18 protein-coding genes and 1 tRNA gene are annotated in these 23,182 nt (G+C 40.4%); 9 read left to right on the top strand and 10 right to left on the bottom strand.

The window, feature by feature from the left end; translation table 11 throughout:
• Window positions 1-62: 62 nt before the first annotated feature.
• From LX64_RS16815 to LX64_RS16830, 4 genes are all read right to left on the bottom strand, one after another.
• The gene (locus LX64_RS16815) at window positions 63-752 is read right to left on the bottom strand and encodes a DUF3823 domain-containing protein (protein WP_111598848.1); all 690 of its coding nucleotides are present in this window, start codon (window positions 750-752) and stop codon (window positions 63-65) included.
• Between the two features lie 36 nt (window positions 753-788).
• Entirely contained in the window at window positions 789-2,678 is a 1,890-nt protein-coding gene (locus LX64_RS16820; RefSeq protein ID WP_170132820.1) for a RagB/SusD family nutrient uptake outer membrane protein, read from the bottom strand.
• Window positions 2,679-2,690: 12 nt separating this feature from the next.
• Complete coding sequence (locus LX64_RS16825; protein WP_111598850.1) at window positions 2,691-5,795, bottom strand: SusC/RagA family TonB-linked outer membrane protein; 3,105 nt, start codon at window positions 5,793-5,795, stop codon at window positions 2,691-2,693.
• 160 nt (window positions 5,796-5,955) lie between these two features.
• Window positions 5,956-8,241, bottom strand: a complete 2,286-nt coding sequence (locus tag LX64_RS16830; RefSeq protein WP_111599096.1) for a GH92 family glycosyl hydrolase — start codon at window positions 8,239-8,241, stop codon at window positions 5,956-5,958.
• A 425-nt stretch (window positions 8,242-8,666) separates the two neighbouring features.
• On the opposite strand from LX64_RS16830, the gene LX64_RS16835 reads away from it, so the two are divergent.
• Window positions 8,667-11,213 carry a hypothetical protein gene (locus LX64_RS16835; protein WP_111598851.1) on the top strand — a complete coding sequence of 849 codons (2,547 nt, stop codon included), beginning with the start codon at window positions 8,667-8,669 and terminating at the stop codon, window positions 11,211-11,213.
• A gap of 69 nt (window positions 11,214-11,282) precedes the next feature.
• Here LX64_RS16835 and LX64_RS16840 read toward each other — a convergent pair whose 3' ends face one another.
• A complete protein-coding gene (locus LX64_RS16840) occupies window positions 11,283-12,548 on the bottom strand; it encodes a metallophosphoesterase (RefSeq protein WP_111598852.1) in 1,266 nt (421 codons plus the stop codon).
• A 159-nt stretch (window positions 12,549-12,707) separates the two neighbouring features.
• Between LX64_RS16840 and LX64_RS16845 the strand changes: the two genes are divergently transcribed.
• Window positions 12,708-13,154, top strand: coding sequence for a GNAT family N-acetyltransferase (locus LX64_RS16845; protein WP_245952712.1), 447 nt, complete (start codon window positions 12,708-12,710; stop codon window positions 13,152-13,154).
• 58 nt (window positions 13,155-13,212) lie between these two features.
• Here LX64_RS16845 and LX64_RS16850 read toward each other — a convergent pair whose 3' ends face one another.
• On the bottom strand, window positions 13,213-14,022 hold the full coding sequence (locus LX64_RS16850) for an HAD family hydrolase (protein ID WP_111598853.1): 810 nt from the start codon (window positions 14,020-14,022) through the stop codon (window positions 13,213-13,215).
• Window positions 14,023-14,310: 288 nt separating this feature from the next.
• Entirely contained in the window at window positions 14,311-14,940 is a 630-nt protein-coding gene (locus LX64_RS16855; protein ID WP_111598854.1) for a helix-turn-helix transcriptional regulator, read from the bottom strand.
• 71 nt (window positions 14,941-15,011) lie between these two features.
• Here LX64_RS16855 and LX64_RS16860 point away from each other — a divergent pair, with 71 nt between their 5' ends.
• The 3 genes from LX64_RS16860 to LX64_RS16870 all read left to right on the top strand — a co-directional run bounded on the left by LX64_RS16860 (window position 15,012) and on the right by LX64_RS16870 (window position 16,808).
• Window positions 15,012-15,626 carry a superoxide dismutase gene (locus LX64_RS16860; protein WP_111598855.1) on the top strand — a complete coding sequence of 205 codons (615 nt, stop codon included), beginning with the start codon at window positions 15,012-15,014 and terminating at the stop codon, window positions 15,624-15,626.
• A 7-nt stretch (window positions 15,627-15,633) separates the two neighbouring features.
• On the top strand, window positions 15,634-16,137 hold the full coding sequence (locus LX64_RS16865; RefSeq protein ID WP_148707356.1) for a DUF2480 family protein: 504 nt from the start codon (window positions 15,634-15,636) through the stop codon (window positions 16,135-16,137).
• A gap of 125 nt (window positions 16,138-16,262) precedes the next feature.
• Window positions 16,263-16,808: an NADPH-dependent FMN reductase gene (locus tag LX64_RS16870; RefSeq protein ID WP_111598857.1), complete on the top strand. Its 546-nt coding sequence runs from the start codon at window positions 16,263-16,265 to the stop codon at window positions 16,806-16,808.
• An 18-nt stretch (window positions 16,809-16,826) separates the two neighbouring features.
• On the opposite strand, the gene LX64_RS16875 is transcribed toward LX64_RS16870, so the two are convergent.
• The gene (locus LX64_RS16875) at window positions 16,827-17,675 is read right to left on the bottom strand and encodes a pirin family protein (RefSeq protein WP_111598858.1); all 849 of its coding nucleotides are present in this window, start codon (window positions 17,673-17,675) and stop codon (window positions 16,827-16,829) included.
• 186 nt (window positions 17,676-17,861) lie between these two features.
• Here LX64_RS16875 and LX64_RS16880 point away from each other — a divergent pair, with 186 nt between their 5' ends.
• Both LX64_RS16880 and pafA read left to right on the top strand, forming a co-directional pair.
• On the top strand, window positions 17,862-18,278 hold the full coding sequence (locus LX64_RS16880; RefSeq protein WP_111598859.1) for a MerC domain-containing protein: 417 nt from the start codon (window positions 17,862-17,864) through the stop codon (window positions 18,276-18,278).
• Between the two features lie 197 nt (window positions 18,279-18,475).
• On the top strand, window positions 18,476-20,104 hold the full coding sequence (gene pafA / locus LX64_RS16885) for an alkaline phosphatase PafA (protein ID WP_111598860.1): 1,629 nt from the start codon (window positions 18,476-18,478) through the stop codon (window positions 20,102-20,104).
• Window positions 20,105-20,169: 65 nt separating this feature from the next.
• Here pafA and LX64_RS16890 read toward each other — a convergent pair whose 3' ends face one another.
• Entirely contained in the window at window positions 20,170-21,012 is an 843-nt protein-coding gene (locus tag LX64_RS16890; protein ID WP_111598861.1) for a universal stress protein, read from the bottom strand.
• Between the two features lie 225 nt (window positions 21,013-21,237).
• A tRNA-Met gene (locus LX64_RS16895) sits at window positions 21,238-21,309 on the bottom strand.
• Between the two features lie 439 nt (window positions 21,310-21,748).
• On the opposite strand from LX64_RS16895, the gene LX64_RS16900 reads away from it, so the two are divergent.
• Together LX64_RS16900 and LX64_RS16905 are read left to right on the top strand one after the other, a co-directional pair.
• Complete coding sequence (locus LX64_RS16900) at window positions 21,749-22,231, top strand: RidA family protein (RefSeq protein WP_111598862.1); 483 nt, start codon at window positions 21,749-21,751, stop codon at window positions 22,229-22,231.
• Window positions 22,232-22,448: 217 nt separating this feature from the next.
• A complete protein-coding gene (locus LX64_RS16905; protein ID WP_111598863.1) occupies window positions 22,449-23,156 on the top strand; it encodes a DUF6090 family protein in 708 nt (235 codons plus the stop codon).
• The last annotated feature ends 26 nt before the right edge of the window (window positions 23,157-23,182 follow it).

Here is a 23,182-nt window from a genome sequence, read left to right on the forward strand (position 1 = left end):
ATATATAGGGGAAGGACGGTACCCCTTCCCCTAGTGAATAATACACGTCAAGAATAGACATGCTATAAGTCGATACCCACAGCTGGCGCGTAATTCAGCTTCGCTTCACCCACATCAATTAAAGCACCGATGCGGAAGAAATATTTACGACCGGCTTTCAGCGTATTAGAGTTATCTGTTAAGTTGATTTCGAGTGTATACACCTCGTTTGGATTACTTACCGCGTTCAACTCTCTTTCTGCCGCTACCAACCGCATTGGTTCGCCTACTCGGAAATCCGAGTGTGCGTATAAACCTATTTTTTTTACGTTGTTGATAACAGATTGTTTCAATTTAAAAGAAGCCAGTATTTTATTGCCTTCTTTCTTGATGGTAACATCGGTAAAACGGATGTACGGTGTAACGGTGAAATCGAGCGTAGTTTGTCCTTTGATAACCACCTCTTGTGCTTCAACAGAAACGAAATTACCACGAACTGGACGCACCGTGTAAGTATTTGCAAACAACATGGTGTTTGCATAAGAGCCATCGTTTTTCACGATGAGGTATTGTGGTGATGGATTAGCATACCCATGTTCCAAGAGCTCGATGGTAGTACCGCGGATAATATCCTGTTCTACCAATTGCTTCGTTTCGGCATCGATGAATCGACCGCTTAAACCGGCAGTCGGCCCATCGTAGTTATCTTTTTCACAAGCCATCATACCAAAAGCAACGAGGCCGGCGAGGAAAATATGTTGTAGCTTTTTCATATCAAATATGTTTAGCAAATGCGTTGAAGAATGATATTAGTATTGCGGGTTTTGCACCAAGCCATTAGAACCGATACCCGGAATGTAACGATAGTAAGCCTTTGGCTCGAACGTACGTGGGTTAGCATTGGGTACATCTACACGAACGAAAATGTATTTCGTTTCGGGTAAAGCACGCAAATCTTGCAATGGTAATAATGTGTGCATACGACGGTTATTGAATACAGTATGGTATTCTCTACGGCGAATCAAATCCCAATAACGCTTATTTTCAAACGCTAACTCTACTCTACGTTCGCGTTGAACATTTGCAGGCGTTAATGTAATATCTACTGTATGACCGGCACGTTTCCTAATATCGTTGAGTGCTTTGGTGGCAACAGCTACATCTCCCGCACCACCTTCAGCAACCGCTTCAGCATAGTTCAACAAAACCTCTGCATAACGGAACTCGATGAAATCGGTTGTACTTTGGTTCCAACCTGGTACAATTGGTTTGGCATCGTTCATAAACTTCTTGAATGAGAAACCTGTGCGGGTGTTGTTACCACCATAGGTATCGAAACCAGAATACATGGAAGTACTTGGCGCACCATATGTATAATATTTTACACCATTGATTTCAATTTCATCTTTGGTACGGATTACCGCCTCACCATTTGGTTTTACATAACCGGCTTGGATAATGATATTGGTATTTTTCCACTGTGTAGAAGGCAATACCATGGTAGCCCACAAACGAGCATCTTTGTTTTTGAAGATTTCGTTTGGAGTGTTGAAGCGGATATAGTTTTTCGATGGTGCATAACCGTTGTAATCGGTAATGTTACCATCGGTAGTGGTAATAACCGGTGCATTTTGACCAGGAGCAGTATAGCTTTCGTAGATATCTACAAGGTCTAATGTAGGATTCATTCTACCTGGGTGAGGCCAACCATTCGCTACTTGCGCAGGTTGGTACCAGATATCGTAGTTATGACCTAAAGAGTTACCAGGCAGCGTATATCCTTTGATAAGAATTGCTTCGATGTTCGCTACGTTAGGATCAGCGAACATTTGCCTGTAGTTTTCTGCCGCCTCTGTTGGATTTGCAGGCGTAGGTTTATACAAGCCATATGCGTTTGATTCCATAATTTGTTTAGATGCATCGATACATTGTGCATAATAACCTGCAGCATCGCCCGCTTCTAAGCCTACTAATTTTTGTGAAACGGCTTCACCCGACATAGGTGCTAAACCACCGAATTTCGCGATAGAAGCAGCATGTAAGGCAGCACGAGATTTCAAAGCTAAAGCCGTGTATTTGTTTGCGCGACGGCCTGGTGCAACACCTAAGTTAGCAGCAGCTGTATCACATAAGGCGAGTACATAATCCCATGTTTCTTTTTCAGTGCTACGTGGCACTTTTAAGGCATTTGGATCACTGTTATAGGCTTGTGCAGCTTTAATCAAAGAAACACCACCATATCTTTTTACTAAACCGAAGTATGTAAACGCTTTGATGAAGGCAGCTTCACCGATAAGACCTTTACGTTCTTCCGCGTTGATATTGAGGGTTGGAATTACATCGCTGAGGATATTTACATCGCGCACCAATTTATAACCGGGCTCCCAGAAATGGAAATCACCATCACCAACGAAATCGCCAAATTCTGTGTGCATGGCTTCGTCGGTTACCATGGCAGGAGCAAAACCACCGTTGTTGGGATCTTGCGCATTTTGACGGAAACCTTGGCGGAAATAGGTAAAGTCTTCAATGGGCAATTGGTAATATAAATTGGCCATGTAAAGCTTTGTACCTTCCGGGTCGCCGAATAAATCTTCTGGGCGAATTTTATCAATTGGGCTCAGGTCAAGCGACTTCGCACATCCCATCATACCGATGAGTGCAACGAAATATAGTAGTTTTGAATATTTGCGAATCATGACGTGGAATCTTTAGAAGTTTACGTTTACACCGAAGTTGTAGCTTTTCGTGAGCGGGTAGTTGAAACCTGCGTTGAACAAGCCTTCCACTCTTTCTGGATCGAAAGGTTTCACAAAAGAATCGGCGATGGTGAACACGTTGAATGCGTTAGCATAAATGCGGATACGGTTAATACCTGCTTTTTTGTACAATTTATTATTGAAGGTGTAACCTAATTCAAGGCTTTTCAAACGTACATAAGAAGCATCTTTTCTCCACACAGAACTTTCTGCATACATTCTACCTACGTCGCCATTGAACCTAGATGCAGGCCATTTACCAGGCACCCATGCGCTATTAGGATCGTATGGATCTTCCTTATGCCACCTATCGAAGAAATAAGCCGGGGTATTACCTCTGAATGCTAATACTTCTGCATATACTTCGCTAAAGCGAACGGTGTATTTACCAGAGCCTTGGAATAAGGCATTCAAGTCGAAACCTTTATAGCTAGCATTCAATGTTAAACCATAGAACATTTTAGGACTACCACCGTAGAACATTGGCGTCATATCACGATCATCAATTACACCATCGTTATTGGTGTCTTGGTATTTAAAGTCACCCGGCAACTCGCGGATATTAGCTTGGTCGCCGTTTTGGATAGGATGTGTTGCAATCTCTTCGAGCGATTGGAATTGACCTTGGTAGGTATAACCCCAAACGATATCGTTCCAACGGTTAGCAGTACCATTACGCCATTTGTCGTAGCTATTGGTGAAAGGACCTCTTTCTACATAACGATTCATTGTACGCGAGTAGTTGAAATTCGCAGACACACCGTAAGAGAAATCGTTTACTTTGTTGTTATAGTTAACTGTGAAATCGAAACCTTGTGTACGATCAGAGTTCAGGTTCTCTTGTGGAAGAGAAGCACCGAAAGTGTTAGGTAACGAAACGTTTCTGTAAGCTAACAAACCATCACGATCTCTTCTATACACATCGAACTCTAAGTTGAACTTGTTATTCAACAAACCGATTTCGATACCAAAGTCGGTAATAGCCGATTTTACCCAAGACAATTGCGGGTTTACGATAGCTGGAGAGCTAGCACCGTTGGTTAATGAACCATTGGCAAACTCGTACGTACCGCCGCCGCTTGTAGAATAACCCACTACGTATTGGAAAGGATCACCCGCATCTTCACCCACGAAACCGTAAGAAGCTTTCAATTTCAAGTTAGATACATACGGTAATTTTTCTTTGAAGAAATTCTCTTCAGACAAGCGCCAACCACCAGTAACTACTGGGAAGAATACCCATTTTTTGTCGGGGTGATAACGGTAAGAACCATCTTCACGGAAGGCGAATTCGATCAAGTATTTGCCTTTGTAATCGTAGTTGAAGCGACCAACGAATGACAAGTTAGCAGTACGCCCTTCAATACCCGAGTTTTCTTGCACTTTAGAGCTGGCACCATTGATTTGATCAATTGTGTAGAAGTCGTAAATACGGCGTAAGCTTGCATCGCGGCTCCAGAACTGTTGTTGTTCTACAACCACTGTACCCGATACGTTATGTGCGCGGTTAAATTGACGATTGTAGTTTGCTTGTGCTTGCCATGTAATGCGGTTGTTATTACCGAAGCTATTAGAGATGCTAGCCGTACCAACACGTTGTGGAGAAACAATGTATTGATCATTTACATACGTGTACAATTTGTAAGGTTTCGATACATCTTTATTAGCATAGCTGTTTAAATCGAAGGCACCCATAGCACGTAAGCTTAAACCTTGCACACCTGGTACTTGGTAAGCTAAAGCAACGGAAGATTGCACATTGCGGTTAACTGTTTCGTTATAACCGGTAATGTTTTTATCGCTCAGCACCACTGGGTTTTGAGTAGAAGGCGTTACCACCGCTGGGTATTTAGGGTTACCATTTGCATAAGGTTGCTCTGTAGGCAATGTAACACGCGTACCTTTGAAGATATTGAAGAAGTTTTCGCCTGGTACATAACGACGATCGTAACGACCGCTGATAAATACTTCAGCTTTCAGGTTCTTTGCTAATTCTGTAACGAGGTTAGTACGTAGGGTATAATTAGAATAGCCCATATCGTTTGTTTTCAACAAACCTTCTTCATTTACATAACCGAGGCCGATGTAGAACTGTGTTTTCTCGTTACCACCACTGGCAGAGAACGTATGCTGTTGTTGCATCGCTTGTTTCTTCATCGTTTCGTTATACCAATCGGTGCTTTCATAACCGGGCGCGCCATCGATGTACTTTTGCATTTCTTCTTTCGTAAGGAAAGGAGCACCTGTACCGAGTACAGCAGCATCGTTACGCATTTGAATCCATTCAGCAGCATTGGCCATACGTGGCACATCTGTAGGTTTCATCCAACCTACAACGCCGTTATAGTTAAAAGAAGTTTTGCCTTTGTTACCTTTTTTGGTGGTAACGATAACCACACCGTTTGCAGCGCGCAAACCGTAGATAGCGGCAGAAGCATCTTTCAAGAAAGAGATACTTTCAATGTCTTCACCATTCAAACGTTGGAATTCAGAAGAACCATCACGCGCCACACCATCAATTACATATAAAGGCGTACCAAAACCGCGGATATTGATGCTGTTATCGAAAGTACCAGGTTCACCACCTTGTTGGCGGATTTGGAGACCGGCTACTTTACCTTGTAATTTTTGTGCGAGGCTGACGTTGGTTGAGGTCTGGATTTCTTTCGCCGTGATGTTAGATACGGCACCTGTTAAGGTTTCTTTTCTTTTAGTACCATACCCTACTACTACCACGCTGCTCAATTGTTCCTCGTTCGGTTGGAGGCTGGCATTGATAGTAGTTCTACCATTAATTTTCTCTATTAATTCTGTCATTCCTACGAAAGAGAAATGAAGATCTGTTTGCGTACCAGAAAAAGTGATGGCGTATTCACCTTTTGTATTCGTTGTGGTGCCTGTTCGCTTTCCGTCTGCCCCCTGCACAAATACACTCACACCAAACAACGCCGACCCGTCCCTGGCATCGGTTACGCGCCCGCTGATCGTTCTTTGCTGTGCCATAACGCAGAGCGGCAGCACGAACGCCAGCATGAGTAGGTAATAGAATTTTTTCATAACGTTTTTTGTTTCAGTCTAAGAATTTGGTTGTTATTTCTCGTCATTACGTGGATAAATACTGTTTGTTATTGAATACATGTTGTCGCCTATGGCGAGCTATCGGTAAGATGTTGCATATCTACGTGGATTGATTTTGGTTACAGAATTTTTGCGTGGATCAATGTTTTATTTGTGTATTTGCCAAGCTATGCTGCACTTGTAAATTGGAAGTGCCCGTGCCCCATTGCTTATTAGGTTTAGGACCCATTTCCAATTCCAAGTGGCCACCGTTCACGAGTTGTTCATGCGTAAACCATGGCGTTTGCAGCGGTTGACCGTTTATTTTTGCGCTTTGGATGTATTTGTTGACAGTGGATGAATTCTTCGCGGTTACCGTAAATGTTTTGCCGTTCGATAATTTGATGCTGACTTTACTGAAGACCGGGCTACCAATTGTATATACCGGCAAGCCGGGTGTTACAGGGTAAAAGCCCATACTTGAGAATACAACGAATGCCGTCATACCACCTCCATCTTCATCACCAGGAATACCGAACACATTGTCTTTGAACCAAGTATCTAACAAGAAACGAATTCTCTTTTGAGTTTTCCAAGGAGAACCTGTGAAATTGTATAAATAAGGAATGTGGAAACTTGGCTCGTTCCCCATAGAATACTGGCCTACATTGCCTGTAGCATCGGGGAACTTTGCCCAATATTCGTATTTGGATCTATCTAAGCCTTCGCGGAAAAGTTGATCTAGTTTTGCTTCGAATGGCTGTTGGCCACCTAATAATTGTACGAGCGATGGAATGTCTTGTTGTACTGACCATAAGTACGTCCAACCATTGTTCTCATCATAATAATCGCGGCCGCCCATTCCACCGGCGAACTTAGGATCGATGTCGATCCAATTGCCTTTGTCATCTTTGGGCATGAAGAGTTGTTGCTCCTCATGCCAAAGATTTTTATAGAAGGTGCTTTTTTTCTCGAACAAGGCTACATCACTTGCAGGCTTGTTGAGTTCTTTCGCTAGTTGCGACAATGCCCAATCGTCGTAGCTCGTACCCAGTGTAACCGCTACCGACTGCCTTTTTTCAAAGCTATGTACAGTAGGTTCGGTTTCTTGCTCGTTTGGATGCAACGCTGGGTAATAACCATGTTGATAGTAGAAATCTTCCAACTTGGTTTTCGGGCCATTTCGCCATGGCAACATTGTCGCTTGTGTGGAATTTTTATGCATACCATCGTATGCTGCGCTGATATCAAAATTTTTAATGCCTTTTCTATATGCATCGAGAACAACAACAGAAGAGTGGAATCCATTCATACAAGCATGGTCGCCGAATAACACGGGGAAAGTAGGTAGCCAGCCGCTTTGTTCATACATGCGTACGAAAGATTGCAGCATATCACCTTCTTGTTCTGGTTGTAAAATCATGCGTAATGGATGGTGTGCGAGGAAGGAATCCCAGGTCCAATCATCTGTATAAAAAGGGCGGGCATCCTCATGTATTTTATTATCGAAGCCAGAGAAGTATTTACCATCCTCCGAGATATTGATCATTCTTTCATAGCTGCGGTACAAAGAAGTGTAGAACGCACGCTTTTGTGCTAAAGTGCCGCCTTCAACTTGAATTTGTGATAATACGTTGTCCCATGCTTTTTGTGCTTTATTTTTAAGCATTGCAAAGTCGGTTCCATGTAATTCGTTATTGAAATTTTTCTTAGCTTGTTCGGCACTAATGTAACTGATAGCGTATTTGAAATCTACTTTGCGGGTATTCGCGGGAAAGCTATAGTAAGCTTTGGCAAATTCGCCGCTCGTAGTATTTTGTTGTTGAATGGTACCATTTTGCAAAACACCCGGTGTTCCTTTTACACTGAACTCGCCATACATGTAAACTTTAACATTACCATGGTAAGTTTCGAGGGCTTGTACGGTATTACCATTGAAGGTAAAAGAGGCCGGCCCATCGTTGTAAGTAGTGAATAAAATGGAAGGTTGTTGTTTTGCTGGGAAATCGAACGTGAAGAAACCAGCTTTTTTACCGGGCGTAAAGGCAACGGTGATTTCATCGTCGATTAAATATGTTTGATAATAATGAGGTTGGTTGATTTCTAGGTCGTGATCGTAAGTATATTTATATTGCCAAGATTTTGCTTGAACTGGTTGCGTAGTGGGGTGTAATGAAAAAACTTGTCCCAAGCGGTGCGAAACAATACATAGCGGGAAGCTAGCAATTTGATCGTCTATGTAGTCTTTTCGAATGGGTGAAAAACGGATTACTTGGTTCGGCAGTTGAACAGTTGGCCGGGTGGGTTCTAATAAATGTCCCACGTTCCCAATTGTAGGATCGACGAAGGCAAGGTTATTTTGTTTGGATGCTGACTTAGGTTGTTGTGCTAAAGCTGGCGACCAAATACTCAACGTGGAAATAAATACGACAATCAGTTTTTTCATGCGTGGCAGTGGTTTGAAATATGCTTGCAAGAAACAGTCAAGCCACTAACAAATGCATTAACGAAAGCATTAACGAGCAAATTAATTTCAAAAATATTTTCAATTAATAAATTAATAGCTTGATTTTCAATTGTGTTAATTTTTATTCTTCCTATAAAAAAACGATATTTGAAAACGATATACCGAGCCGACTGACAATCATCTAAACTGGTTACAATTAATTATTTAAATTACTAATATAAAATTCCACAAAGCATTCACTAGAGTAAACACTTATTTCACGTTACATTAATCATATTATATAATTCAACATATTTAATTCAATCGTTCGTCACTTATAATTTTTAGGGATGATTTCTCTTTTTAATAGAGAACGGGAAGCGTGAAAATTGATTATTTTGTGGCGATAAGACGTAGGGTCAACCATGGTAAAATCTATTTCCATTTTTATTGCTATTCTTTCTATTTGTGTTTCATCGGCCTTTAGTCAATCACATGGACTAAGGTTTATGAGTCATGAAGTGGTGGCCGAAAAAAGAACTTCATTAGAATTAACAGCCGCAGCTCCATTATGTATTAAAGATGGTACGGCGATTTCATTTGATATATTATTGAACCCCAACCTGGAAACATACTTCGGGTACGTGATGCGGCTAATAACGCCGGCACATCAAAATATCGACCTAGTATTTAACTCCCGGAACATCAACTTCGTTACAGGTGAAACCTTCTCCGCTATTACAACGGTAGATTCCGTGAAGCTGACAAACCGGTGGAACCATTTCAAGCTCCATTTCTCGGAAACCAAGCACGAGGTTGTATTGTATTTAAATGGTCAGCAAGTTGGAAAGGGTGCCATACCATTTCCGCAAGGCACTTGCGCACATATCTACTTCGGCACGAACAACTTTGAAGAATTCCAAACCACCGATATCCCACCATTTAGCATAAAAGATATACGCATAGAAGAAAATAATAAAACTACCCACTACTACCCCCTCGACGAGCTGGAAGGCACTACTGCCCACGACGAAACAGGTAAGCGCCCGGCGAAAGTTCGCAATCCTGCTTGGCTAAAACCACGCCACCAAAATTGGCAATTGGTACATAAACAAGACATTAAAGGCATTCCTTCCATCGCATTTAATAATGCGGGAGAAGTACTTTATATCAATGCCGCCGATACAACATACGAGTATTCATTTAAAACCAATAACCTCCGTTTCTTCCCTTTGCGTAACTCGCATGGTAAAATGCCTGCTGGCAATCAAGCCATTTTTGATACAGCACAACAGCAGTTATATAATATATATACCGACCAGAAAATGGTAGGTACTTACGATGCCACGAACCTTACATGGGACGAAGTATATCCTGCATTGGAGTTAACGGAGTATTGGCATGTAAATAAGTTCGTATCTCCAAGTGACTCATCATTATACATAGTAGCAGGTTATGGTCAACTACGCTATAAAAACGCTGTACAACGCTACCATTTGCCCACTAAAACATGGGAAACGGTCACCACCCACGGTGATCAATTTACACCGCGTTACATGGCGGCACTTGGTATGAATGCTACGAGAGATACCGCTTATATTCTTGGTGGTTACGGTAGTAATACGGGCGACCAGGCCATTAACCCTAAGTGCTATTACGATTTGCTATCGTACGATGTGAAAAACCGGGTTTTCAAGAGTATTTACCACTTTAAAGAACCTGCTAGGCAGTTTTGCTTCGCTAATAGCATGTTTATTGTACCGGGAACGAAGGAGTTTTATGCTTTGGTATACCCTACAGACCGGTTTAACTCGTCGTTGCAGTTGATGAAAGGTTCATTAGAGAAACCGGAATATCAAATACTAGCCGACTCGATACCTTATGCATTCCATGATATTAAATCATTTGCCGACTTATACTATTCACCGGTTGCTAAGAAATTAGTGGCAGTAACTATGCATACTTCGAAGGATACCGTAACGACTTTGCAAATTCATACTTTGGACTTTCCGCCGAATGTATTGATGGCATCGCCATTGGTATCGAATGATGGCAAACCTTGGTGGTTATATGTTTCGATAGGATTTGCGCTGTTTTGTGGTGCGGCCTTTTTCTTCTACCGTACTAGAAAGGCTCATGTTGAAGATGAACACGAGCATCACCATCACCATGTAAAACCAGCTGTATCCCAATTAATAAATGATCATGATGATACACCAGGAGTGGTGAAAGAACAACAGGCCGAGTTTTCTAAAGTATATCTATTTGGCCAGTTCGAAGTATTTGATAAAGCGGGGCAAGATATTACAAAACTATTCACACCACTGCTTCGAGAATTGTTCTTGATACTATTGGTGCATACAATTAAAGACGGGAAAGGTATTACATCGGAAAAGTTGTACGAGCTATTATGGAGTGATAAGCCGGTGAAAGATGCGAAAAACAACTTCTCAGTAAACGTGGTGAAATTGAAAGCGATTTTGCAAAAGATAGGCGATTGCCATATTGGCCGTGAATCGGGTAAGTGGAAATTGGAAATAATAGACCAATCGTTTAGTGTTGACTACTTAGCGTATGTACAGTTAATGCAACAGAAAAAGCCTACTCAAAAGGCTTTCATCCAAGCAATGCTCATCATTGCCCGTAGAGGCGCATTTTTAGAAAACATAGATTATGAATGGCTCGACGATACCAAATCGCATATTTATAGCGATGTAATTGACGTGATGTTACAATACATGTCGAGCGCTGATATCCACCAAGAAGCAGAGCTTTTCATTCAATTATGTAATAGTATTTTCTTGTTTGATAAGTTGAATGAAGAAGCCTTACAATGGAAATGTAAAAGCTTGATTCAATTGAAAAAACATGGTTTGGCAAAAGATGCCTATACCAAGTTCGCAAAGGATTACAAGGAAACGTATGGCCAAGAATTCCCTCCAACATTCATCGATTTAACAGCACACGAATAATCAATCTTACCATAAAAAAGGTGCACCACGCGGCGCACCTTTGTCGGAGCTTATTCTATCTATGAAAAATTATGGACGTTTTTTCTTTAATGTTATCACAGAAATTTCGGGCATAATACCAACACGACCTGGGAAACCTAAGAACCCGAACCCCCTATTTACATACAAGAATTGTTGATTATTCTCGTAAATACCTGCCCATTGTGGGTAGATATACTTTGAAGGGCTCCATTTCCAGCCAAACATTTCGATACCGAATTGCATACCATGTGTATGGCCTGCTAGCATTAACTGGATATTATGCTCACCAGGAATCACTTCTCCATGCCAATGTGATGGATCATGTGATAATAAAATCTTGAATGAATGCGGATCAACGGAAGATTGTGCTAATTGGAGGTCACCATATTGTGCAAAACCACGTTGTCCCCAGTTTTCAACACCTAATAAGGCTATCTTTTCCTCACCTTTCTCCAACATTAATCCATCGTTCTTTAAGAGCTTAAAACCCGTTGCCGCGTGAATCTCTTCCAATTTTAGCAAGTTAGCTGCTTTTGCATCTGCACTTTTCCAATGTACATAATCGCCGTAATCATGGTTACCTAAAATGGAATACTTTCCCATAGGTGCTTTCAATTCAGCAAAAACGTCTACCCAAGGTTCCATTTCTGTTGCCACGTTATTCACCATATCACCAGTAAACACGATAATATCGCTATGTTGGGCATTTGCCAATGCTATCCCTTTCTTCACAGCCTTCGCATTATCGAAACTACCAGCATGCACATCTGATAATTGGGTGATTTTAAAACCATCGAAAGCATCGGGCAAATGATCGAATTCCAATGTAACTTTGTGTACACGGTAGTTATATTTACCCCTCGAAATACCATATAATATACCTATGAAAGGTATAGCTGATAACGCCAATGCAATAGCACTGACTAATGGTACACGTGAAGCAAATACGGTACCCTGCCCATCATGACTAAATTGGTGCCCTATCCATGAAGAAGCTGTTGCGCCGAATCGGAAAATGTCTTCTACAAAAAGGATCGGCACAGTAACTAGTTTAGGAACAACAGCCAGTACAACTAATGCCATTCCAATGTTTGCATAACGCTTATTATGAGCGCCTTGCGTATCGGTTTGGTGACGATTTTTTATCACATAATACAATAGTGCTGCCAAAGCTAACTCTACCGCCCAGTAGGATGTTTGAATTGCCCAAGCCATATTAGGCGCAATACCGGCAGTAAGGGTTTTTATTGATTGGAAAAAATAAACATCAATAAAAAACCAAGCTAAAAAAATACCTACAAAACGGTTATTCATATGTTGCTTTTTATCACGATACAAATTTCAAATTTGTTGCTAACATGATGACGATTCACATTGAATAATATTGTAAGACGCATGTAAATCCCCTATATTTGTAGCCTACGAGCCCCGTTAACCGGGCATTTCAATTAAATGTTAAAATTTCCTAAAAGCATGATGGTTCCGAGAATAATACCTGCTGTTCAACCCGATTTTCCTAATATTGTTGCTGTTTGGGAAGCTTCCGTTCGCGCTACGCACCACTTCTTAACAGAAGATCATATACAATATTTCAAGCCTCTAATTTTGAATGAATATTTGCATGCGGTGCAATTGTACTGTGTGAAAGATATGGAAGAAGCAGTTGTTGGCTTTTTAGGGGTGGCAGATGAGAAAGTAGAGATGTTATTTGTACATCCACATTCATTCAAATTAGGTATTGGTAAGGCATTAATGCAATATGCCATTCAAAACTTAAACGTTTGTAAGGTAGATGTAAATGAGCAAAACCCTGCAGCTTTGGAGTTTTATAAGAAAATGGGATTTGTTGTAACAGCGAGATCTCCGTTAGATGGAATGGGAAAACCATTTCCTATATTACATATGAGTTTACGTTCCTAAAATGACATTAAAAAGGTTGGTAATGGTACCAACCTTTTTAATGTCAAATATTGATAAATCAATTTTCAATTTGTGCAACCAAATTATTCAGCACACTCACTACCCCGTCTTCGTCATTCGTTTTGGTAGTAAAGCGGGCAATTTCCTTGATTTGAGGGTGAGCATTCTCCATTGCGAAGCTAAAATATGCTTGTTCCATCATTTCTAAGTCGTTGAGGTAATCGCCAAATACCATGGTTTCTTTATCGCTGATTCCTAATGCTGTTTGTAAAACATGCAAAGCGCGACCTTTATTGGCCAGTTTATGCGATAAATCGAGCCAAATACTGCCAGAAACCTTTACTTGCAACTCGTTTTCGAGGTGTTTGAAGTGTGGGTAGCTATTTCCCTCCGATCCACCAAGGTCGCAGATGGCAATCTTTAAAAATTCATCGTCTTGTACTTCCAGTAAATCTTCAACTAGCAAACGGCGATCGTAATATTTCTCTACATGCACCATAAATTCAGGTGCAGTACTATCAATATAAGCTTGTTTTTTACCACAGAGGATAATATGCACTTGGGGAATAGTGCGAGCTTTCATTACCAGTTCTCGAACAATTTCTGCCGGTAAAGATTGAACTAATAGCTCACGGTCTTGAAAAACTACGTAACTTCCGTTTTCAGCGATGAAGTACATGTCGTTCTTGATAGTGGGGAATTGATTGAGTAAGTTGTAGAATTGACGGCCGCTGGCGGCTGAAAACTGCACCTGGTGTGCTTTCATCTTTTCGAACAGGGGAAGAAAGTCGCTGCTCATTTTTCCATTGGAGTGGAGTAAAGTCCCATCCATGTCTGTCACCACGAGTTTTACTGCTGATAAATCCATCTAGCAAAAATACGAAACAGTGGCGACGATAAAAACGGTATTAATTTAACTTAATCCAATAATATTTTGCCATACTATTGAATTCTAGCCGGATTTGTTGTATACTTCCGTTTATTATAACTGAACAATTGGCTAAAAATTTTTTATTCAACAAATACACATGTGAAAATTAAACGTCCCGGCCGTCTATTCTTGGATGGCTGTAACACTTTTACTTCACAAAAAAAGGCCGTGCAAACGGCACGACCATCAACTAAGTTTATATCAATCATTGTCAAATCAATTACCTTATTTCTCTTCAATTTTATAAGCACACCTTCTTGCGCCCAAGATAATGTGATCGACACGCTCTACCTTTACTTGCTTGCCTAGTACCGATTTGAACGTATCCAGTTCTGCCTTACAAAAACCTTGGCAAGCTGTAGCTGCGGCGCAAATGGGGCAATGATTTTCTATTAATAAATAACCGTCACCATCCTTTTCCATTTCAGCCATATATCCTTCGGCATTTCGAATATTAGCGAGGGCGCTTACTTTCTGGGATAAATCCTGCATGGGCTTTAACTCGGCAGTATAACGTTCTGTAGCTTGCTTTTGCTGGGCTTTAATTACGGCATCGAGGGCATCGTCGCCGAGTGTACTACGCATTGTATTAATAAGGCGAACAGTAAGATCGGCATGCGTATCGGGGAAACGAGCTTGCCCTAGCGGTGTAAGTGAATACACTTGCTGTGGGCGGCCGCGACCTTTGGCTATTGTGTTGGCTTTCACCAACCCCTCACCTGCCAACTTCAATAATTGAAACCGGGCCCCTTCCACAGTAACTTGCAGTATATCCGCTAAGGCAGTTAAAGGCAAATCACCTTTTGTTTTTAAAATCCACAATGCACGTTCGTGGTCCGGCAGATTATTAATCATAATAAACAAAGTAATTATTTGGTTTATTAGCAAATGTACTATATTTGTGCCACAGAATAAAATATAACATTATGACACATCAATTGCCTACCCTCGCTTTTCCATATAACGCTTTAGAACCTTTTATTGATGCGCAAACGATGGAAATCCATCACAGCAAGCATCACCAAGCGTACGTTGATAATTTAAATAAAGCATTACCAGGTACAGGTTACGAAGAGCAATCATTGGAAAACATTTTAGCGAACATTTCTAAGCTTACACCTGCTATTCGCAATAACGGTGGCGGTCATTTTAACCACACCTACTTTTGGCATATCCTGGCTGCTCCAACAAACGCATCTATTCCTGCCGATTTACAGGCAGCTATTGAAAAGGCTTTCGGTTCAGTAGACGAATTTAAAAAGAAATTTGCCGAGGCTGCAACATCGCGCTTTGGCTCAGGTTGGGCATGGTTAATTGTGAAAGACAATCATGAATTAGCGATCGTTTCTACACCTAACCAAGACAATCCATTAATGGATATTGCCGAAGTTAAAGGTACTCCTGTTTTGGCTTTAGATGTTTGGGAACATGCTTACTACTTGAAATATCAAAACAAACGTGCTGACTATATCACTGCTTTCTGGAATGTTGTAAACTGGGAAGCCGTGGCAAAACATTACAGTACGGCTGTTGCAAAATAATGTGCACATGAACGAGATCGTCAATAAAGTAGCAGCGAGTGGTATTGTAACACTTGATTTGCAAATATGTAAGCCTATATCGAGCGATATGGCGGCTTTGGATATGAAGGATTTTCTTGTACAAGAATTCCTCTTCAAAGAAGCCCACTTCCGTGAACTGGTGAAAACGCTCGATACGCAAGTTTTTGCAGGCAAACACGTAGCACTTTACTGTTCTAATGACGCGATTGTTCCGTATTGGGCATTCCTGCTTTTAGCTTCTACGATAGGACCATTAGCGAAAGCCGTTACTTTTGCCACCCCAGCTGATGCCGCCATCCAGTTGTGGACAGAACGCGTGCTTTCGATGGACAAAACACCATTCGAAGGGAAAAAAGTTGCATTTAAAGCTCACTCCGACATACCAATTGGCGTATATGTTGCTGCCGCACAGCACTTACAACCAGTTGTAAAAAGCTATATGTGGGGCGAAGCAGGTTCACCCATTATGCTGTATAAATCAGCTAAATAATACTTGACTCAAATCTCCATTTATTATAATACACAGGTAACTAACAGTTACTAAAACGACAATAATTCTCGACGGCTGTTCTCCAACAGCTGTCTCTATTTTTAACAATGTAAACTCTTTTATCAATGCGAGTTTTAATATTCAATGGCTCTCTTGATATGCACCCCAATAGTTCTGCTATCAACATCAGTAACTATCTTTCCAATCAACTAAAAACACATGGTGTTGATGTAGAAATATTCCATTTAGCGGATGCACAAATCCCATTCTTCAATATGGCTATCAATAGCGAAGAAGCTGCTAATATGAATAACCTATTTAGAGAAGCAGATGTGCATATTTGGTTGACGCCTTTATACCATGGCGGTATGACAGGCATCATGAAAAACTGTTTGGACTGGTTGGAATTAAGTGCAAAAAAAGAAAGACCTTATTTAACGAATAAAGTAGTAGGCATGATTTGTTGGAGTGCAGGTGGGCATGCCATGCAAGGTATTAATGCCATGGAATCGGTAGCGAAAGCTTTGCGAGCATGGACCTTACCTTACTCGGTACCGGTGATGAGAAACCATCTATACGAACCTGGATCGGCTGTATTTACCAAAGAATATCAACAAAAATTCAATCTTCTTATACAACTATTACTTGAAGCAAAGCAAACATTAAAGTAACAACTTTAGCTACCTTCTCTAAAAATCCCAGTTTCCGAAATCGCCTCGTCTATAGTCTTCATAGGCTTGCGCGATTTCTTCCTCTGTATTCATTACAAACGGGCCATGCGCAACAATAGGTTCATTGAATGGCTTGGCTTGACCATATAATAAAATACTAGGTGCCTCTGCATGCACATGAATAGTTTCCCCATCATTATTGAACTCAACTAAATGCAAGGCCTTAACCTCTTGATGATTCACCAGTAATTCACCCCGGATCACATAAAAGAAAACATTATGCTCCTTGGGCGCATGTAAGGATACCTTACCCCCTGCGTCAAAATGAAAAACATTCAATTGTACATGGGCATGGAATGCTCCGGCTTGGCCATTCCAATCACCGGCAATTAAATCGACTGTTACACGACCTTCATCCAGTTGCTCGTGGTGGATTTCATCGCGTTGAAGTCCTTTATACAATGGCGCTGTCATTTTTAGTTTTGCAGGTAGGTTAAGCCAAAGCTGCAATATTTCTAACTGGCCCCCATTTTCTTTGAATTGTGCAGAAGATGTTTCAGCATGAATCAACCCTTTCCCGGCAGTCATCCATTGTACACCACCTGCTTCAATAACACTCTCATAACCGCTACTGTCTTGGTGAACAATATCTCCATCGATAATAAAAGTGACAGTTTCCATGCCGCGATGCGGGTGTGGACCAAATGGAAGACCATTATTTCGAGCTGGGAAATGTTGAGGACCGTGGTGATTTAAGAATAAAAACGGGTCGATATACTGTACAGTATGCGTAGGAATTGCTCGGTATGTAACCAAATCAGCAATGGGCGCAGCAATAGCTGCGTGTATTTGTTTAATGGTTCTCATGTGATTATATACTTGCTACCATGCTAAATTAATGTATCTATACAGCCAGGCATGCCTATAAGTTAAAAAAACTTAAATTTTTTTGCAACGTTGTTTCATTTAGCTTACATTTGTTGTTCGATTTTATTTTTTGATGAACAGGGGCCAACGGGATACTGCCGCTAGGCGAGGAAAAATTTTGGAAACATGCAAGTGAAATCAACGTTTAAAATAAACTGGGATGCAATTGGAATTGGTGCTTCATTGGCTTGTGCAGTACATTGTGTGTTGTTACCCGTGTTATTTACAACCCTAACTTTCTTCGATATTGAATTGCTAGAGAATATTTACATGGAAATAGGCACCATTCTCATTTCTATGCTAGCAGGTGGCTGGGCATTACTGCATGGTTACAGGCACCATCATCAACGAATTAGCTTGGTAATTATGTTTATTGTAGGATTAGCATTGATGATTGGCGGGAACTTTTTCCACCATGGTGCTCATGAATGGCTTGAAATGGTGGCGAAATTATCAGGCGCCATTTTGATTATTAGCGCCCATATTATGAACTACAAAGCATGTAAAACACAACATCCCCGCGAAACAACCGCGAATGCCTAATACTTAATACTGGATTAACATTGCTCTACTATATTTGCCGCGCTAACCTTTGACAGCAAGGCTGTATAGCAGGTCGATACATGGGCTGTTGCTCCATTTTCCATCTAACCTTCCCCAAAACGAAACCCGTAATATCGTCTACAACATCGTACAGTCCTCGTTTTCAATGATTACTAAAAAATCTAAAAACAGGCAGCTTGCAGAAAAAACTCAGTTCATGGATCATGTTAATGCTCGTCGCAAGTAGCGTATGGGCACAACAGAACGTAGTAGAAAGGCCGAAAATGGTGATCGGTATTATGGTAGACCAAATGCGATGGGATTATTTGTACAGGTTTTACCATAAGTATGGCGACGGTGGCTTTAGAAGAATATTGAAAAATGGGTTTACATGTGAAAATACATTGATCAACTACGCTCCCACTGTAACTGCATGTGGTCATACCTGTGTTTACACCGGCTCTGTACCGGCTATTCATGGCATTGTTGGGAATGAATGGTATAACAGGTCGACCGACAAAATCGTTTATTGTACTGACGATTCTACTGCCAAGCTTGTAGGCGGTAACAAGGAAAAGATTTCTATGAGCCCACGCAATATGTTAGCTACAACTGTAGGCGATGAATTACGTATGTCGACAAACTTTAAAAGTAAAGTAGTTAGTATTGCCTTGAAAGACCGTGCAGCAATTTTACCCGGTGGACACAGTGCGAATGCGGCCTTTTGGTATGATGATGCTTCTGGTCATTTCGTTACAAGTACCTATTACATGCCTACCTTGCCGCAATGGGCAACCAACTTCAATAACGCTAAAAACGTTAACAAATACCTCGCTAAAAACTGGGAAACATTATATCCTATCAACACATACGTTGAAAGTACAGCCGACGATAAACCATATGAAATTCCCAATAAAGGAGAAAACAAGCCCGTATTCATCCACAAGCTCGACAACTTTATTGATAAGGACTTCGGGATGATCAAAAACTCTCCATACGGCAACTCCCTTACATTCGATTTTGCAAAAGCTGCCATAGAGGGATTTCAACTAGGTGCAACCACTACGGATATGTTGGCAATTAGTTTTTCTAGTCCTGACATTATTGGCCATGCATTTGGTCCTAATTCCGTGGAAGTACAAGACGTTTACTTGCGTTTAGATAAAGAATTAGCTGCTTTCTTAACATACTTAGATGGAAAATATGGTAAGAATAATTACTTGATGTTCATCACAGCTGATCATGGTGTAGCGGAATCACCTGGGTATTTAAAGGAAAATGCATTACCTGGCGGCGCTTTGGAGCTTTCATTGGCCAACTCGTTAAATGAGAAATTAGCGAAGCGATTTGGTATTCCAAAAGCCATCTTATCTGATGAAGGAGCACAGATCTACTTAGATAAAGTAGCCATTGCAGCCGCTAAATTGAACCAGGTGGAGATCGAGAACTTCATCATCGACGAACTTCGTACGTATAACGATATCGCAGACGCAGTAAGTGTACAACAGCAACAGTTAAACTCATTACCGGCCCCATTTGCCCAGATGTACATCAATGGTAGAAATGCGAAACGTTGTGGCGACATCTTCATCATCCAAGCACCGGGGGTGAAAAACGGTTCTGCCATGGGTGCAACACATGGCAGCATGTATCCTTATGATGCACATATTCCATTATTATGGTTTGGTTGGAAAGTACCTACAGGTAAAAGCAACAGAACCATGGGCATGACAGACATTGCACCTACTGTAGCCGCATTTCTTCAAATACAAATGCCCAGCGGTAACGTAGGGCATCCTATCACAGAAATATTACCTACGAAATAAAATTGAAAAGCGGCTTCTACAATAAGTAGCGGCCGCTTTTCTTTATACAACAATCAACAACTATGTTATTTATTATGTGCCACGAATAATGGTGTATGTAGTTTTTCCATCAGTATATCGGCCATACTAGCACGGAACCAGCGGGAAACATTACTTCTACGGTAAGCGCCTAATACTACGAGAGTATTGCCTGTTTGGGATGCAAGATGCTTAATAATAGCGCCTTCAGGTTCGCCAGTAAAAACAGTGAACGTAGCATCTTTGAAGTGACGCACCATAAATTCCTTCATTAATTGGCCATCATCGTATTGTAGAAAATCTTCAGCAGCCTCGTTCACAGAGATCACTTCTGTTGTTAGGCTTTTCATAGCAGGTGCAAGATAGCTGTACATTTTAATAGCATACACTGCTGAGGGTGCTCCATCGTATAGCAACACCACTTTATCGATCGGTTTGTACTCCCCTTTAACCGCCAATACAGGACATTGCACATCGGATAATAAATTTCGAAGGAACGTGGTAGGTGGATTTTCTTTTTTCAGTTTAAAGGTTTCCTTTTGATCGATAATGAGCAGATCGGCATATATACTTTCGTGGATGATTTCTTGAATTGCGGGGTTCGATTTTCTATGTACTGCGTATGAAATACCAGCTTCTTTACATGCATTTTCGAACCTTTGTACTGATTCATTGCGTGTTTGATCGTCTTCTATTTCAAGCGACATAATATCGTTCGTAGCTGCACCTTGCTGTTTTACAATTTCGTAGATATCGAAACTATTGTATAGTTTATCATCTAGGAAAACGCCTACTAAGTGCGAATTAAGCTGTTTCGACATGGCCAGTGCATAATCGAGCGTTGTGGTTGAAAAAAAGAGTCCGTCAAAAACTGCAATAATTTTTTTCATACGATGTATATTAAATGATACTCAAAAATAGAAGCTAGCCCTGCGGCGAAGAATGACGTTAATGGGTATGTGGGCTGATTATGATCATGATTTTATCAATAGAATAACTGATTAATGGATGATTTGTTGTGTGCAGGCTGTGAAAGTTATGATAATATCAGTTAGCGGGAGAAGAATTGGGTTAAAACAAAAAAGGTTTCCATGTAGCATGAAAACCTTACTTAGTAGCGAGAAGCGGATTCGAACCACTGACCTTCGGGTTATGAGCCCGACGAGCTACCTCTGCTCTATCTCGCAATGTGGGTGCAATATTAGGCTTCTTTTTTGAAATAAAAAATAAAAACTCTTGAGAATGAAAAAATTATTGTGATTTAATCAACAAAAAGCTTCAATCAATACCTACAACTACATGCTAAAAACATTGCTAGCACACGATTTAACCATAGAATATGGTTACTAATGAAAGAAAGCGAAATATACGTGCAGTGGCAAATATTGTTGTAAGTGATTGAATTAGCGGGCTTTAATTTTATGGAAAAGCTATTTATAATATCCTTTAATGTTAGTCTAATGTTCTTCCAATGTTTGTTCAATGTTATCCCAATGTTTGGGATATATCCTGGATATATAGTGGATACATGTAGGAACCATCTCTAAAGAATCTATTCCTACCCTGCCCGTAAAACCTCTTAAATGATCATAAAATGCGCTATTTTAAAATAAACTATCCATTGCCATGAGAAAATACCATCTACTAAGTTTTATTTCTATGCTATTGGTTACCATGTTCGCCAATGCTCAAACTGCTACATCACCCGTTCAATTCGTAAATCCTGCTGGAGTGGCTAAGCCAAATGGGTACTCGCAATGTGCTGTTATCGACATGGGGAACAGTAAAATGCTTATCCTATCTGGGCAAGTGCCGCTGAATAATAAAGGTGAACTGGTTGGAAAAGACAATTTTGAACAACAAGCAGAGCAAGTATTTATCAATATCCAAAAAATTGTAGCAGCAGCCGGGGGTAAGATGCAAGATGTAGTAAAGCTTTCTTACTTCATAAGAGATACAAAAGATTTGAAAACACTTCGAGCCGTTCGGGATAGGTATATAAATACGCAACAGCCTCCGGCTAGCACCTTGGTTCAAGTAAATGGGTTGTATCGCGATGATATTTTATTAGAGATCGAGGCAACTGCCGTTATTGCCAAACAGCCCTAAATAAGGGGGAGATGCAATTAAAATACTACACAACCGTGTAAATTACACGGCCTTTATAATAATTTATAGTTGAAAATTATATTTTTGATACGAAATAATATCACACGTACCTAGCTAAGATTGGTCATTACGAGGGAATTTGCAGCCGAATTAATCATAAGTGTGCTATTTGAAAAAAAAGCAAATTAACTAAACAATATTTTAACAACTAAAATCTATGCACGAAGAAGTAAAAAAACATACAAAGAAAATCTATAATACTATGAAAAACCCTAAGCACACTTTTGCTGAAAAAATAAAAGAAGTGTTTATTGAAATATTCATCATCGTTTTTGCTGTAACACTCTCCATCTGGCTACATAGTTGGAGTGAACATAAACACCAACAACAAGAAGTTGCTGTTTTTCTTGGTAATCTAAAAAACGATTTGCAAGATGATATAAATGTGTTGGATCAAGAAAAAGAGGCATATGAAGAGGCTAATCTTGGTTATGAAACAATTTTAGGGTATACACCGATGCAACTCGACAGTATAGAAAAGGCTGCCGGTAAAGTTCATTTCCCAGTTCACTCTCAAGGCCCCAAAATAAATATTGGTAATTACGAAGGTTTTAAATCAAGTGGTAAAATCGGATACATTGAAGACGAGAAATTAAAACAAAAAATCTTGAATTATTACCAACGTTCCGTACCATCAATCAACGAAGTTGATAAAGTATATAATGATTTTCTCTTCAAGTGTTTTGATAAAATGATTGACAATGCAGACAAATCAGAAGTAAAACTGTATTCAGACCCCAAATTTAAAAAGTCGATCAGTTTTCTTATTATGATCGGTAAGAACAACATAAGGGTGTACGATAAAAATGTAAAACCAGATGCCAAGGAGTTGATTGAAGCAATTGAGAAAGAATTGAAAAACTAGCATGGGATACTCATTCTTATTTACAT

Origin of the sequence: Chitinophaga skermanii (assembly GCF_003259335.1) — a bacterium.
Lineage (GTDB): Bacteria > Bacteroidota > Bacteroidia > Chitinophagales > Chitinophagaceae > Chitinophaga > Chitinophaga skermanii.

Bases quoted from the DNA above. Each gene is read 5' to 3' on its own strand.
- LX64_RS16815 (WP_111598848.1), bottom strand. From the start codon at position 752: ATGAAAAAGCTACAACATATTTTCCTCGCCGGCCTCGTTGCTTTTGGT.
- LX64_RS16820 (WP_170132820.1), bottom strand. From the start codon at position 2,678: ATGATTCGCAAATATTCAAAACTACTATATTTCGTTGCACTCATCGGT.
- LX64_RS16825 (WP_111598850.1), bottom strand. From the start codon at position 5,795: ATGAAAAAATTCTATTACCTACTCATGCTGGCGTTCGTGCTGCCGCTC.
- LX64_RS16830 (WP_111599096.1), bottom strand. From the start codon at position 8,241: ATGAAAAAACTGATTGTCGTATTTATTTCCACGTTGAGTATTTGGTCG.
- LX64_RS16835 (WP_111598851.1), top strand. From the start codon at position 8,667: ATGGTAAAATCTATTTCCATTTTTATTGCTATTCTTTCTATTTGTGTT.
- LX64_RS16840 (WP_111598852.1), bottom strand. From the start codon at position 12,548: ATGAATAACCGTTTTGTAGGTATTTTTTTAGCTTGGTTTTTTATTGAT.
- LX64_RS16845 (WP_245952712.1), top strand. From the start codon at position 12,708: ATGATGGTTCCGAGAATAATACCTGCTGTTCAACCCGATTTTCCTAAT.
- LX64_RS16850 (WP_111598853.1), bottom strand. From the start codon at position 14,022: ATGGATTTATCAGCAGTAAAACTCGTGGTGACAGACATGGATGGGACT.
- LX64_RS16855 (WP_111598854.1), bottom strand. From the start codon at position 14,940: ATGATTAATAATCTGCCGGACCACGAACGTGCATTGTGGATTTTAAAA.
- LX64_RS16860 (WP_111598855.1), top strand. From the start codon at position 15,012: ATGACACATCAATTGCCTACCCTCGCTTTTCCATATAACGCTTTAGAA.
- LX64_RS16865 (WP_148707356.1), top strand. From the start codon at position 15,634: ATGAACGAGATCGTCAATAAAGTAGCAGCGAGTGGTATTGTAACACTT.
- LX64_RS16870 (WP_111598857.1), top strand. From the start codon at position 16,263: ATGCGAGTTTTAATATTCAATGGCTCTCTTGATATGCACCCCAATAGT.
- LX64_RS16875 (WP_111598858.1), bottom strand. From the start codon at position 17,675: ATGAGAACCATTAAACAAATACACGCAGCTATTGCTGCGCCCATTGCT.
- LX64_RS16880 (WP_111598859.1), top strand. From the start codon at position 17,862: ATGCAAGTGAAATCAACGTTTAAAATAAACTGGGATGCAATTGGAATT.
- LX64_RS16890 (WP_111598861.1), bottom strand. From the start codon at position 21,012: ATGAAAAAAATTATTGCAGTTTTTGACGGACTCTTTTTTTCAACCACA.
- LX64_RS16900 (WP_111598862.1), top strand. From the start codon at position 21,749: ATGAGAAAATACCATCTACTAAGTTTTATTTCTATGCTATTGGTTACC.
- LX64_RS16905 (WP_111598863.1), top strand. From the start codon at position 22,449: ATGCACGAAGAAGTAAAAAAACATACAAAGAAAATCTATAATACTATG.